This window comes from uncultured Duncaniella sp. (assembly GCF_910577345.1).
Classification (GTDB): domain Bacteria; phylum Bacteroidota; class Bacteroidia; order Bacteroidales; family Muribaculaceae; genus Duncaniella.
The window spans coordinates 106,896-120,884 of sequence record NZ_CAJTMT010000001.1 but is presented as its reverse complement, the minus strand read 5'-3'; the positions used below and the strand labels follow the sequence as shown (position 1 = coordinate 120,884).

At 48.2% G+C, this 13,989-nt stretch carries 12 protein-coding genes; 7 read left to right on the top strand and 5 right to left on the bottom strand.

The genetic code is table 11. The features are described from left to right. Positions 1 to 2: 2 nt before the first annotated feature. Genes gcvPB through QZ310_RS00455 form a run of 5 tightly spaced genes read right to left on the bottom strand, consistent with a single transcriptional unit; the run spans position 3 to position 5,467 of the window. Positions 3 to 1,484, bottom strand: a complete 1,482-nt coding sequence (gcvPB, locus tag QZ310_RS00475) for an aminomethyl-transferring glycine dehydrogenase subunit GcvPB (RefSeq protein WP_297069213.1) — start codon at positions 1,482 to 1,484, stop codon at positions 3 to 5. A 16-nt stretch (positions 1,485 to 1,500) separates the two neighbouring features. Further along, positions 1,501 to 2,877, bottom strand: coding sequence for an aminomethyl-transferring glycine dehydrogenase subunit GcvPA (gcvPA, locus tag QZ310_RS00470; protein WP_297069212.1), 1,377 nt, complete (start codon positions 2,875 to 2,877; stop codon positions 1,501 to 1,503). 41 nt (positions 2,878 to 2,918) lie between these two features. Then, positions 2,919 to 3,296: a glycine cleavage system protein GcvH gene (gene gcvH / locus QZ310_RS00465; RefSeq protein WP_297069210.1), complete on the bottom strand. Its 378-nt coding sequence runs from the start codon at positions 3,294 to 3,296 to the stop codon at positions 2,919 to 2,921. Between the two features lie 51 nt (positions 3,297 to 3,347). After that, a complete protein-coding gene (gene gcvT / locus QZ310_RS00460) occupies positions 3,348 to 4,445 on the bottom strand; it encodes a glycine cleavage system aminomethyltransferase GcvT (protein WP_297069208.1) in 1,098 nt (365 codons plus the stop codon). Between the two features lie 38 nt (positions 4,446 to 4,483). Further along, positions 4,484 to 5,467: a lipoate--protein ligase gene (locus QZ310_RS00455; RefSeq protein WP_297069206.1), complete on the bottom strand. Its 984-nt coding sequence runs from the start codon at positions 5,465 to 5,467 to the stop codon at positions 4,484 to 4,486. Positions 5,468 to 5,753: 286 nt separating this feature from the next. On the opposite strand from QZ310_RS00455, the gene QZ310_RS00450 reads away from it, so the two are divergent. From QZ310_RS00450 to QZ310_RS00420, 7 genes are all read left to right on the top strand, one after another. Further along, positions 5,754 to 7,412, top strand: coding sequence for a fumarate hydratase (locus QZ310_RS00450; RefSeq protein ID WP_297069203.1), 1,659 nt, complete (start codon positions 5,754 to 5,756; stop codon positions 7,410 to 7,412). A 133-nt stretch (positions 7,413 to 7,545) separates the two neighbouring features. Beyond that, positions 7,546 to 8,754, top strand: coding sequence for an ATP-binding protein (locus QZ310_RS00445; RefSeq protein ID WP_297069201.1), 1,209 nt, complete (start codon positions 7,546 to 7,548; stop codon positions 8,752 to 8,754). A gap of 38 nt (positions 8,755 to 8,792) precedes the next feature. Then, a complete protein-coding gene (prmC, locus tag QZ310_RS00440) occupies positions 8,793 to 9,638 on the top strand; it encodes a peptide chain release factor N(5)-glutamine methyltransferase (RefSeq protein ID WP_297069199.1) in 846 nt (281 codons plus the stop codon). 9 nt (positions 9,639 to 9,647) lie between these two features. Beyond that, on the top strand, positions 9,648 to 10,160 hold the full coding sequence (locus tag QZ310_RS00435; RefSeq protein WP_297069197.1) for a regulatory protein RecX: 513 nt from the start codon (positions 9,648 to 9,650) through the stop codon (positions 10,158 to 10,160). A 15-nt stretch (positions 10,161 to 10,175) separates the two neighbouring features. Beyond that, on the top strand, positions 10,176 to 10,898 hold the full coding sequence (locus tag QZ310_RS00430; protein ID WP_297069195.1) for a ComF family protein: 723 nt from the start codon (positions 10,176 to 10,178) through the stop codon (positions 10,896 to 10,898). Between the two features lie 175 nt (positions 10,899 to 11,073). After that, the gene (locus QZ310_RS00425) at positions 11,074 to 12,198 is read left to right on the top strand and encodes a BamA/TamA family outer membrane protein (protein ID WP_297069193.1); all 1,125 of its coding nucleotides are present in this window, start codon (positions 11,074 to 11,076) and stop codon (positions 12,196 to 12,198) included. 112 nt (positions 12,199 to 12,310) lie between these two features. Continuing rightward, complete coding sequence (locus tag QZ310_RS00420) at positions 12,311 to 13,957, top strand: lipid A phosphoethanolamine transferase (protein ID WP_297069191.1); 1,647 nt, start codon at positions 12,311 to 12,313, stop codon at positions 13,955 to 13,957. Positions 13,958 to 13,989 lie beyond the last annotated feature (32 nt).

Sequence of the window (13,989 nt, the reverse complement as noted above, 5' to 3'; positions counted from 1 at the left end):
TGTTAAAGATCAGCAAAAGTCACAACCGGATTGAGTGCGGCCGCCGTATCATCCGGTTTGCGGATGGGAGTTTCAAGCGGTGCGTTCTTCACCACATCCGGAGTTTCCGCAGCTTCACGGGCAATGTCGCGCATCACAGCGATAAACTCGTCGAGCGTTTCCTTGCTTTCAGTCTCCGTCGGTTCAATCATGAGTGATTCATGGAAAAGAAGCGGGAAATATATGGTCGGAGCATGGAATCCGTGGTCAAGAAGTCGTTTGGCGACATTGAGTGTCGTAACGCCGGTAGACTTGTCAGCAAGACCGTCAAACACAAATTCATGTTTGCATACACGGTCAATCGGCAATTCATAGAGATCGCGGAGCGATTCCTTGATGTAGTTGGCATTGAGTGTCGCAAGTGTTCCTGCGAGTTTCAGGCCATCCTTTCCGAGCGAAAGTATGTAGGCCAAGGCGCGGAGCTCGACTGCAAAGTTTCCAAGCCACGCAGAAATACGTCCGAGCGCATGTGGGCCCTTCTCAGTGCCGAAATCAAGATGGAAAAGCGGATCTCCATTGTCGCCTGTATGTTTTACCACACGAGGGTTGGGCAAGAACTGTTCGAGACCTGCGCGTACACCAACCGGACCGGAACCGGGACCGCCACCGCCATGAGGAGTGGAGAAAGTCTTGTGGAGATTAATGTGCATCACATCAAATCCCATGTCGCCCGGACGAGCCACACCTAACAGCGGATTGAGATTTGCACCATCATAGTAGAGGAGCGCACCGCAGGCATGAACCATCTCGGCAATCTCAGGAATATTGTGCTCGAAGATTCCGACGGTGTTGGGATTGGTCATCATGACAGCAGCCACTGTCTCATCAAGAAGCGGGCGCAATGCCTCCACATCGACCGTACCGTCAGGAAGACTCTTAACCTCGACAACTTTCAATCCGGCTACAGCTGCTGATGCAGGATTTGTTCCGTGAGCCGAGTCGGGAACAATCACCTTTGTGCGTTTCATGTCGCCTCGGCTTTCATGATAAGCACGGATGACCATAAGACCGGTCAACTCTCCGTGGGCACCTGCGTAGGGATTGAGCGTGAACTCAGCCATTCCACCAATTTCACTCAACATCTGCTGCAAGGTGTAGTAAGCTTCAAGAGCACCCTGAACAGTTGCCGAAGGCTGGAAAGGATGCAGAGCTGTAAATGCCGGCAATGAAGCCATTTCCTCATTGATTTTGGGATTGTACTTCATTGTGCATGAGCCGAGAGGATAGAAGCCTGTATCCACACCAAAGTTATTGGTGGACATATTGTTGTAGTGTCTTACGACCGTCAGCTCATCCACTTCAGGAAGTTCCGGAGATTTCGTGCGAAGCAAATCGGACGGAAGTCCGGAAAGAGCATCCTCACAACCGTTAGCTGGTAGACTATAGCCCTGACGTCCCGGACGCGAGAGCTCAAAAATTACTTTTCCGTAATATTTCTTATTCATGGTTTCGGGACTTCAATCAGTTGGACATATCAGTATTGTTCATCGCCGGAACGGTAGCTTTCGAAAAAGTTTCCGCACGCCACGCATATCGGTCAATCTCCTCCTTGGTACGGGTCTCGGTGACGCATACAAGGAGTTCGTCGTCGGAAATCATGACACCGGGCAGACAGCCACAGGAATTGCAGACTTCAACAAAATCGGCAAGCTTGACCTCTCCCTTGAATTTAACGACAAATTCATTGAGGAAGGGACGTTCGGGATATTTGAGTTCAAATGCTCCGCTTTCAACGAGGCGGTTGGCGAGATAATGGGCACCGGCAGCGGAAAGTTCGTTGACCTCGCGCAGTCCTTTCGCCCCCATGAGAGAGAGATACATCCCTACATAGAGAGCCATGAGTCCTTGGTTGGAACAGATGTTGGAAGTAGCTTTGTCGCGACGGATATGCTGTTCGCGGGCCTGAAGTGTAAGAACGAACACGCGCTGACCGTCAGCATCGGTAGTCGCACCTACGATTCTGCCGGGAAGTTTGCGGATGAGTGCTTTTGTACAGCAGATATAGCCAAGATAAGGTCCTCCGAAGTTCAGAGGCATACCGAGCGACTGCGCCTCACCGGCGGCAATATCAGCCCCCCACTCTCCCGGTGTGCGGATTACTCCGAGAGCCGAAGCGGGAGCGGTCATGATAAGAAGAGCTTTGGCGGCATGGATAGCATCGGCCACTCCGGTATAGTCTTCCAAGATACCGTAGAAATTAGGCGTCGGCAAAATCACTCCTGCTACATCCCCTGCTGCAAGCATCTCGCGCATTGCGTTGAGATCTGTGATGCCGTCGGCCTCGGGAATTGTATCGACTGTCACGCCATGATAGTGTGCGTAGGTATCAATGACTTCGCGGTAAATCGGATTGAGAGTAGCTGATACAATCACGCGGTTTTTCTTGCGCGCATGACTGACAGCCATAAGCATGGCCTCGGCCAAAGCGGTCGTGCCGTCATACATCGATGCGTTTGAAACCTCCATGCCGGTCAACTGTGTCATCATCGACTGATACTCGAAGATATATTGCAGTGTTCCCTGCGAGATTTCAGGCTGATAAGGGGTATAAGCGGTGAGGAATTCCGAACGTGCGGCAATTGACTGCACCACAGCGGGAGTATAGTGGTCATAGAAACCGGCTCCGGCAAAACATGTCAATGGCTGATTGCGAACGGCAAGTTCCTCGAAGAAATCGCGGACCTCTTTTTCGCTCATCTGAGGCTGAAGCTCATAGTCGCGCTTCAGTTTCAGGCTTTCGGGGACATCGCTGTAAAGCTCTTCAAGGCTTTTCATGCCGCAGCGTTCAAGCATTGCTGCAATGTCCGCGGGTGTATGTGGAAAATATCTGTGTGTCACGTTGTAAGTGTTTCGGGTGAGATACAGAGAGAATGTATGGATCAGTGCTTTTCAGCTTCGCAATGGGCGCGGTAAGCTTCCTCGTCCATAAGATTGTCGAGTTCGGACGGATCGGTCAGTTCAACCTTGACAATCCAGTTGGCCATTGCATCTTCGTTGATGAGACGGGGGTTGTCGATGAGCTGTTCGTTGATTTCAACAACTGCACCGCTGACAGGAGCGAAAAGATCGCTTGCAGCCTTGACGCTCTCAACAGCACCGAAATCCTCGCCTGCCACCAGGTCATCACCATCTTCCGGCATGTCGACATAGACAACATTGCCGAGTGCTTGCTGTGCGTAATCGCTGATGCCGATATAACCGATGTTGCCGTCAACTGTAACGTATTCGTGAGAGGGAGAATAATATGTCTTGCTCATAATTGTAAATTTTAAAATGTGAAGGGTTGGGTTGATTATTTAAAATGATAGTTATTTCTTGTATGATTTCTTATAGAATTTTTTTGCAACGACTTTTGCAGGGAAAGTCTTGCGTCGGATGCGGATTTTCAGTTCGTTGTCCTTTACGGCGTATGGTGTCTGGATTAGTGCGGCAGCAATGCTCTTGTCTACCGAGATTCCGCGATAGCCTGTGGTCACATAGCCGATGACCTCGTCATCAGCGTTAAGCACCTCGTAACCGTGACGGGGAATGGCACGGTCGGCCAGTTCAAGACCCACGAGCTTGCGGGGGGCACCTTCCGCCTTTTGACGTTCGATGACTTCACGACCTATGAATTCAGGTTTGTTGAGTTTGACAAACATTGACAGACAGGCTTCGACCGGAGTAATGTCATCGGCAAGCTCATCGCCATAGAGCGGGAGGCCTACTTCAAAACGGAGTGTATCACGGCAACCGAGCCCGCAGGGCGCAACCTTGCCGGAGGCCATCAATTTGTCCCAAAGATCGCGGATGGTTCCATGATCGGCATAGATTTCGAATCCATCCTCTCCTGTGTAACCGGTGCGGCTTACAATAAGATGCTTTCCGTCACGGTCGAGTTCCTTGAATGTATAGAAAGTAAGTTCCTTGCATGGAATCGCGAGGATTTCTTCAAGAGCGGCTTCTGCTTCCGGACCTTGGACGGCGATTTCGCCCGTCTCGTCACTGATATTCTTGATGTCAACGTTGAAGTTCTTTGCCTGCTCTTCGATCCAAGCCACATCTTTGGCGATGTTGGAGGCGTTTATGACAAGCAGGAAGTGATTTTCTCCGCGCTTGTAGACAAGCAGATCGTCGACCACTCCACCATTATGATTGAGCATCATGCCATAGAGGATACCACCGTCAGGCAGCCCTTCGACATCATTGGAAAATATATAATTGACATATTTTTCAGCTTCAGGACCGGTCACAAGGACTTCGCCCATGTGTGACACATCAAATACACCGCAATTATTGCGGACGGCATTGTGTTCTTCAACAATACCGGAATACTGGATAGGCATGTCGAATCCTCCGAACGGGCTCATCTGTGCACCGAGACCGACATGTTTGTCATGAAGACATGTTTTTCTTAATTCTTCCATAATTTGGACAGGTATTATAAGGTTGTTTTTCTAAGGTTTTAATCAAATATGAGGTTGATGAATTGTTCGGCAGACAGTCCGGGGATAATTGATGGCAGATTGCATTGCTGCAAGGCCTCATTTACATCCCGGCGGGTGTAGGCCACACCTTTGAGCAATCTTGACAGACAATCCTCCGAATCAGTGTTTTCAAGGAAATCTCCGGTCAGGACAATCGAATCAATTATCCCTTTGGACAAGGTGAGATCCACTCCGATTTCTCCAATTCCTTCCAGACGTTCGGAATAATGCACGGAGCCTTTCGGATTCTTACCTTCAAGCCAACCGGGAAGATAATATGTTGCTTCAATCTCCTCGATTGCCTTTATATCTTCCGGAGAAAGTGTGAGTGTGTTTCCTCCTTTGGGGACACTTTTAAGTATATGCGTCAGGAACTCGTTGATTGAAAGTTCCGGAAGATGCTCCTTAACGGTTGTCACACGACTTCGGGCCGACTGCACACCGTGGGATGCAAGTTTTGTCTTCGACGGACGGAGTGTATTGGCCATAAGGACCGGATCGTAGTCATACAACATGGTCCCGTGAACGATACTTCGTCCCGGAAGGTGATAATATGCGTTCCCTGAAACTTTGCGTTCACCTATCAAAATGTCGTTCCGCGAATTATCCGAGGCATCAAGTCCAAGCTCACGGAGTGCTTCCGCAACCATAGAGGTATAGTCACTGAAAGTGGTGCAGACATCGTCCGACGATGTGATATAGGAAAACATTATATTATTCATGTCGGCCACGACAGCACCGCCTCCACTCTTGCGACGGAAAATCCCGACGCCGTTTTCATGGCAAAAATCCACATTAATCTCTTTTTCGAGCAACTGGTTTCGCCCGATTATAACCGACGGTTCCACTTGCCAGGCAAAGAAGAAATCGCGGTCAGGATAACGGCGGGCAAGATATTCCTCTTCTGTGAGGTAAAATGCCAGCCGGCGAGGTTTGGAGTCATTGAGGATGACTAAATCCATGAGTTATTATAGATTTTCGGTTAACACCTCTCTTTGTCAAGAGGCCACTGCAAAAGTAATAAATTTTAAATATAAAACTACAGATTCCATGAAAAATTCAACAAAAATTCCATAAAAGTTCAAATAAGAAGTTGAAGCGGAGATGGCGAGAAGGTTGCCAAGTGCTCAAATTCCGGCATGAAACGTGAAATTTAACTTAACGTTTCGCTTGCCGTTCAAAATTTAGTTTGTAAATTTGTCGTCACAAGAAATATCCAAGTGTAAAATCATCAAATCATAATTGATAATGGCAACCAAACCTTTCCACTATCAGCCCATGTTCCCCCTCGGGCCTGATACGACCGAATACTACAAGCTCACCTCTGACTACGTCAAAGTTGAGAACTGGGGCGGTCACGAATTTCTCGTAGTTGACCCTGAAGCCCTTACAGTGCTTGCCCGTGCCTGCACACACGACAATGCTTTCATGCTCCGTCGCGAACACAACGAGATGGTGGCTAAAATCCTCTCTGACCCCGAAGCATCGGAAAACGACAAATTCGTTGCCCTTACAATGCTCCGCAATGCAGAGGTGGCAGCGAAAGGCGCTCTCCCCTTCTGCCAGGATACCGGTACAGCTATCGTACACGGCGAAAAGGGACAGAATGTCTACACCGGATGTGATGACGAGGAGAAAATCAGCAAGGGTGTATATCTGACCTACACCACCGACAATCTCCGCTATTCGCAGAACGCACCTCTCACAATGTACGATGAGGTCAACACCGGTTGCAACCTTCCCGCCCAGATCGACATCCACGCAGGCGAAGGTGATGAATATAAATTCCTCTTCGTTGCCAAAGGTGGCGGTTCAGCAAACAAGACATATCTCTATCAGGAGACCAAAGCTATCCTCAATCCCAAGACACTCGTCCCCTTCCTTGTCGAGAAGATGAAGAGCCTCGGAACTGCGGCTTGTCCTCCTTATCATATCGCATTTGTCATCGGCGGCACTTCGGCTGAAAAGAATCTTGAGACTGTCAAGAAAGCTTCCGTGAAGTATTATGACAATCTTCCCGACCACGGCAATGAGTATGGCCACGCCTTCCGCGACAAAGAACTTGAAGCCACACTTAAGAAGGAAGCTGAACGTCTCGGTCTCGGCGCACAGTTCGGTGGAAAATATTTCGCTCATGACATCCGTGTCATCCGTCTTCCCCGCCACGGTGCATCGTGCCCCGTCGGACTTGGCGTATCTTGTTCGGCCGACCGCAATATCAAGGCAAAAATCAACCGTGAGGGTCTCTGGATTGAGAAACTTGACAGCAACCCCGGCGAACTTATTCCTGAAGAATATCGCAAGCAGGGCGAAGGAAATGCAGTCAAGATTGACCTGAACCGTCCGATGTCCGAAATTCTTGCCGAACTCACAAAATATCCCGTGGCAACCCGCCTCTCGCTCAACGGAACTATCATTGTTGGCCGCGACATCGCACACGCCAAGATTAAAGAACGTCTTGACAAGGGTGAGCCCATGCCTCAGTATCTCAAAGATCACCCCATCTACTATGCAGGTCCTGCAAAAACTCCCGAGGGTATGCCTTCAGGCTCTTTCGGACCGACTACAGCCGGACGTATGGACTCATACGTCGATCAGTTCCAGGATGCAGGTGGTTCAATGGTCATGATTGCCAAGGGCAACCGCAGCAAGCAGGTGACTGACGCATGTCATAAGCATGGCGGTTTCTACCTCGGTTCCATCGGTGGTCCCGCAGCTATCCTCGCACAGAACAGCATCAAGAAAGTAGAGCTTCTTGAATATCCCGAACTCGGCATGGAAGCTATCTGGAAGATTGAAGTTGAAGACTTCCCCGCTTTCATCCTCGTTGACGACAAGGGTAACGATTTCTTCACTGAAATTTCCAACCGTTGCTCCGGTTGCGCTATCGTCGATGACAAGCACTGATCACTCAGTCTGATCACGCTGACAAAATAAGGCTGATAGGACTAACAGGCTTTTTATCGGGCCAATTAGTCCTATCAGTTTTGTTTATCCAGAACGCTAATATTTGTGTCCAACGACATTCAAACCCTCCGCTTTGAATCCCAATATTTATGATCTTCGCCGTCGTGGCTTCATTGGCTTCCTGCTGCTGTCAATAGTGGTGGTAAGCGTATTCTTGCTGTATTCCGACTCGCTTGTCAGTGATCTTTCCGAACAGGAGCGCGAAAGGATGCAGATTTGGGCAGATGCCACACGCGAACTTGTGAATCCGCCAAGCCCCGACAATCATTCGGGTGCAAATGTCGACTTCCTGCTATCAATCATCGAACGCAACCGGACAATTCCTGTGCTTCTCACGGATGACGCAGGCGAAATCATCATGCAGCGCAACTTTTCCCTGCCGGAACCGGTGGATTCGCTCTCATTGTTTTCATTGAGCGAAACCAACCGGAAATTTCTGACTGAAAAACTTTCGGAACTGCGCAACACCCAGAATGTGATTGAAATAGATATGGGTGAGGCCGGAAAACAATGGCTTTACTATGAGGATTCGAAGGTGTTGAAGAGTCTGAGTTTTTATCCATACGTCCAGCTTCTTGTCCTTCTGGCTTTCGTGCTGATTGTCTACTATGCCGTGTCGTCAACGAAACGCGCTGAACAAAACAAGGTTTGGGTCGGTTTGTCAAAAGAGACCGCACATCAGCTCGGGACTCCGATTTCCTCGCTGATGGCATGGATGGAACTGCTCGAAGAGTCGGGAGTCAGCCCTGAAACCGTCGCGGAAATGAATAAGGATGTGAAACGGCTTTCAACCATTGCATCCCGCTTTTCAAAAATAGGGTCGCGTCCTTCGATGGAACCCTATAACATAAACGATATTGTTGAACATGCAGCCGACTACATGGCCACCCGTATTTCCCGCCGTATAAGCCTGACGGTTGAGCCTTGGCCGGAAGCACTGATTGTAACCCTGTCACCTCCACTGACAGAATGGGTCATGGAAAACCTCATAAAAAATGCTGTCGATGCAATGGAGGGAAGCGGTTCAATCTCCATAACAATACGCCCTGAGAAAGCAAAAGCGTTGATAGAAATCTCCGACACCGGAAAGGGCATAGCCCGCAAAAACCAGAAGGCAATCTTCAATCCCGGTTTCACTACCAAGAGCCGTGGCTGGGGTCTCGGACTGACATTGACCAAACGCATTATCGAAGAGTATCACGGAGGTCTGATTTATGTAAAGAAATCGGAAATCGGCGTCGGTACGACATTCGCGATTGAGCTCCCGCTGGCAGACAAATAAACAGACAAACAGAAGTTCACTTGAAAAAAATTATAATCATGACTACCTTACGACAATTAATGGATGAGGCCCGAGGGAAACTCGCACCTATCTATGGAGATGGAGAGACTACTTGGCTTCTCCGAACAATCATGGAACATGTCAAAGGATGGAATCAGGTTGAACTTCTCCTGCGCGCTGACAAGGAGGTCTCGGATTTCACAATCGGCAGAGTCAATGAGGCTGTCGACAAACTCCTTGCGGGAGAACCGGTGCAATATATATATGGAGATACCTACTGGTACGGCATGACCTTGAAAGTCTCACCGGATGTCCTGATTCCACGTCCGGAGACGGAAGAGCTCGTGGACATGATTGTCAAGGAAAATTCCGGAAATGACCTTCGTGTGCTCGATGTCTGCACAGGAAGCGGCTGCATTGCGGTTGCTCTTGCTAAATCACTGAATTTTCCTTCAGTAACGGGCATCGACATCTCGGATGCGGCCTTAGCTGTAGCCAGGGAGAATGCGTCAGATCAGAAAGTCAAAGTGGACTTTCGCAAAGCGGATGCACTTAACCTTACCCCTGCAGACGGTCAATATGACATCATCGTGTCCAATCCGCCATACGTCATGGAGAGCGAAAAGCAGGAGATGGACAAGAACGTACTGGACCACGAACCACACATCGCTCTTTTTGTGCCGGATAATGATGCGCTGAAATTCTACAAGGCCATTGCTACATATTCGCGCGAAGCACTTTCTGATAACGGAACGCTGTATTTTGAGCTGAATCCTCTGACCGCTGATGAGCTTGCTGACTGGATGCGTAAGGAGGGTTGGAGCGATGTCCAACTATTGCCCGACATGCACTCTAAAATCCGTTTCATGGTTGCTAAGAAATAGAGTTGAAAAATGTTGAAACGCCGTGTCCCTCTTACATACGAAAACGCGCTTTCGCGTGCAGCAGGACTGTGCGCCAAGTGTGAGCAATGCACCCCTGACATACTGAAAAAGTTGTCAGCCTGGGGACTTTCAGCCTCCGATGCCAACAAGGTTATCAAACGCCTCGAAGAACTGAATTTCATTGATGATGTACGTTTTGCAAAAGCCTACGCCCACGACAAACTTCATTTCAGTGGCTGGGGGCGTCGAAAAATCCAACAGGGCCTGTGGGCAAAACGCCTTTCTCCGTCAGTCATAGAAATCGCATGTGAGGATTTCGATGATGACGAGGAATCCAAAGCCTATCGCTCAATAGCCCAAAGGGTGATGAGAGCAAAAGCACGTCAACTGAAAGAGTGGCCCTTGAGTCGCGAAGCAAAAATAAAAATTATAAAATTCGCTATGACGAGAGGGTTTGAATATCCCCTTGTGGCAGACATCCTGCGTAGCAATATATCCTCACTTCACGAATCGACAGAATAAGCACTTACTTCTATCATGTCTCTCTCCAACCTCAAACAGCAATGCCTTGCATGGACCGAAGGTTTTGTCAATCTCATATTCCCCAACCTCTGCACTGTATGTCAGCGCACTCTCGTAAGAGGTGAGCGGATAATGTGTCTGGAATGTCGTGTCGGATTGCCGGTGACAAATCTCCATAGATTCCGTCCTAACCATATACATGAACGTCTGTTCTCAATTGGCCATCCCATCGAGAATGCGACATCACTCTTTTATTACTACCGTGAAAACAAATATTCACGTCTTATACATGACACCAAATACCGGGGGCGCCCGATTGTCGGGAAAACATTGGCTGAGGAACATTCACGGACCTTGGTCGGTGATGGATTTTTTGATGACGTGGATTTGATTGTCCCCGTCCCGCTTCATCCGTTGAAGCAACTTCAACGCGGATATAATCAGGCTGAGGAAATAGCGCTTGGCATCAGCGTGGCAACCGCCCTACCCCTTGTCGATGCACTTGCTGCCTCATATCACCGGACCCAAACCCGAAAAAACGCCCACGAACGCCTGCTTAACACACGCAACATCTATAGGGTCAAAAACCGGGAAGCTATCGAAAATAAGCATATCCTTCTTGTAGATGATGTGATCACTACCGGAGCCACATTGCTAAGCTGTATGGAGGCAATCAAAAGTGCATCTCCGTCGACACGCATCAGCATCTACTCTCTTGCGATAACGCAACTCGTCTGAAACTTATTTACATTCCACAGCGTTTCTAAAATAGGAAAGGATATTATACTCAATGTCCAATCTTAGTCCTCAACCGAGGATGGTTGAAACTATTTATTTATGTAAATTTGCAGACATGTTTCGTCACGTTAACTATTTATTTATACCAGTTCTTCTATCGGTGTTTCCTCTTGCTATGGATGCAGAGGAAATACCGGTCGAGGGCTTTGCTGCAACAGATTCAGCCACAGTATCCGTGCCGGAAAAGAAAGGTAACATCGTGTCGCGCGTAATTGAATACTTTCATCAGAGCAATAAGCGCAAACTCACACGGCGACCGAATTTTGCCCCGTTAGGAGGCCCATTTTACACAAGCGAGAAAGGTTTTGGCATCGGGCTGATTATTGCGGGCGACTATTCCACTTGTCCATCCGACACATTACTTCCGACATCCAATGTATCCCTTACAGGCAGTCTGGCCACAAAAAAATATTATTCTATCGGCATTGAGGGTACTCATGTTTTCCCGAAAGATACACGACGACTGAATTACTCTCTCGACTTTGTATCGTTCAATACTTATTTCTGGGGAATAGGATATAACTGGGGTAATGATAATGCCAATAAAACGGAATACAGCCTTTTCGATATAACTCTTGCAGCAGATTACGAATGGAGGCTCATCAACAACATCTTCCTTGGTCCGGCCATTGAAGTAAGCTATACAAACGCTCACAGCATCAGCGATTACACTCCGTGGCAGGGTGAGGACCTTCGCTATTGGACAATATCAGCCGGTGCATTGCTGCAATCGGACACCCGCGACAACCTTACTGCACCGAACAGCGGTCATCTCTTTGAATTGACCCAACTGTTCTCTCCAAGTTTCTTCGGGAACGGCAACCGTGCATTCACGAGCACAGAAATCGGTTATAACTTATACCGGACTGTATGGAACGGCGGAGTACTTGCTTCACGCATTCATGGAAAATGGACCTTCGGTCATACTCCCTGGGGAAAACTTCCAAGTCTTGACGGTAATGCCATCAGGGCATATTACAAGGGTCGTTACCGTGACAAATGCGAAACAGACCTGTACTTTGAATTGCGCCAGCATGTCTATCGCCGTTCAGGAATAGCAGTCTGGGCCGGAGTAGGAACAGTGTACCATAAGCTGACAGACATCTGTTTCAAACGTCTCCTTCCGGAAGCCGGAATCGGTTACCGTTGGGAATTCAAGAAAAATTCCAACGTCAGACTCGACTTCGGTTTTGGCAAACATTCCTCAGGTTTTCTTTTCAGCATAAACGAGGCTTTCTAAGCCTCATTCCGGCCAGAATCGTTCCAGGCATCCGTTGGATGTCTTCGCATAAGTGGCCGTCATCCAAATCGGCTTTCAAATATCCATAATTCTAATTTAAATTCGGTTAGTCATGTTTAAGAATATTGTCTACTATTTCTTTTTGCTGTCATTGCTGCTGCCGAATGTCATACTGTCATACACCGAGCCTCTGACTCCGCTCGGAGCAATCACAAATATCGTGCTCCCCGGTGGCATCATTTACCTTTTGCTAAGCCTCTCGCCAAAATTGGGACGCAGCATCTGGCTGATGTTTCCGCTCGTGTTTTTTGCCGCATTTCAGCTCGTTTTGCTCAACCTTTACGGACGAAGCGTAATAGCCGTGGACATGTTTTTGAATCTTGTCACGACGAATTCATCGGAAGTGACTGAACTACTCGGCAACATGCTGCCTGTAATCACATTCGTCGTTCTGCTCTACGTTCCTTCACTCATAATAGCATATATATTCATCCGCAAGAAAATACAACTTACACCGATTTTTGTCAAGAGCAATTTCAAAATTGCATCTGTCGTGTGTCTCATAGGCGCAGGGCTATTGGTATGTTCTTTCCGTGCTCCGACCCCCTACTCGACCAAAAGCGACCTGTATCCTGTCAATGTCGGTTATAATATTTACCTTGCTTTTGACCGCACAAAACGGACATCGGAATATCATCAGACTTCGGCAGACTTCCGTTACAATGCGCAATCAACTCATCCAAAGGATGAACGTGAGATATACCTGCTCGTAATCGGCGAAACATCCCGGGCGGCCAACTGGCATCTGCTCGGCTATGACCGGAATACAACACCGCGTTTATCAGCGAGAGACAATATAGTCTCAGGGAAGAAGGCATATAGCGAAAGTAATACCACACATAAAAGTGTCCCGATGCTTCTGAGTCCCGTTGATGCAACCAACTTCGATACAGACATATATCGTGTCAAAAGCGTTGTGACTGCTTTCAAGGAAGCCGGATTCTCTACTGCATTCCTTTCAAATCAGCGTTACAATCATTCTTTTATTGATTTTTTCGCATTCGAAAGCGATACCACCATATTCATCAAGGAAAATGACCTTGGTGGAAATCCATTGGAAATAAACAGGAAACCGGACTCCGAACTTCTGCCGGTACTTGACGAAATAATAGCGAATGGAGCCGTGAAACAATTGGTCGTCATCCACACCTACGGCTCACATTTCAACTATCTCGACCGTTATGCGGATGAGGATAAACGTTTCACACCCTGTGACTACGAAGAAGCCGTCAAGCGCAATCGCGAACAACTCGTGAATGCATACGACAATACTATCGTTGCAACAGACCGCTTTCTTGACGAATGTATCAAGAGGCTTGAATCAATCCCGGAAGCGAAATCAGGCTTGCTATATACGTCGGATCACGGAGAGGATATTTTTGACAACGGTTCAACTCACTTTCTCCACGCCTCGCCTCGTCCATCCATGAACCAAGTCCATGTTCCGTTTGTCGCATGGCTTTCAGATTCATATCGTGAAGAGTACCCTAAGCAGGGCTCACTGCTCCGTACCAATATCAGCAAACTCATCTCAAGCTCCCGCTCCTTCACACCAACAGCTCTCGATATGGCCGGAATCAAGGTTGACAAAGGCAAAGTTGATCGAACTGCTTCTCTGTTTTCAAGCTCATACAGCCCACGCACCCCTCTTTATCTGACTGACCACAACAAGTCCGTAAATCTTAAAGACATCCTATAGTCCAATATCACAAAATACTGCAAGGGCAAAGA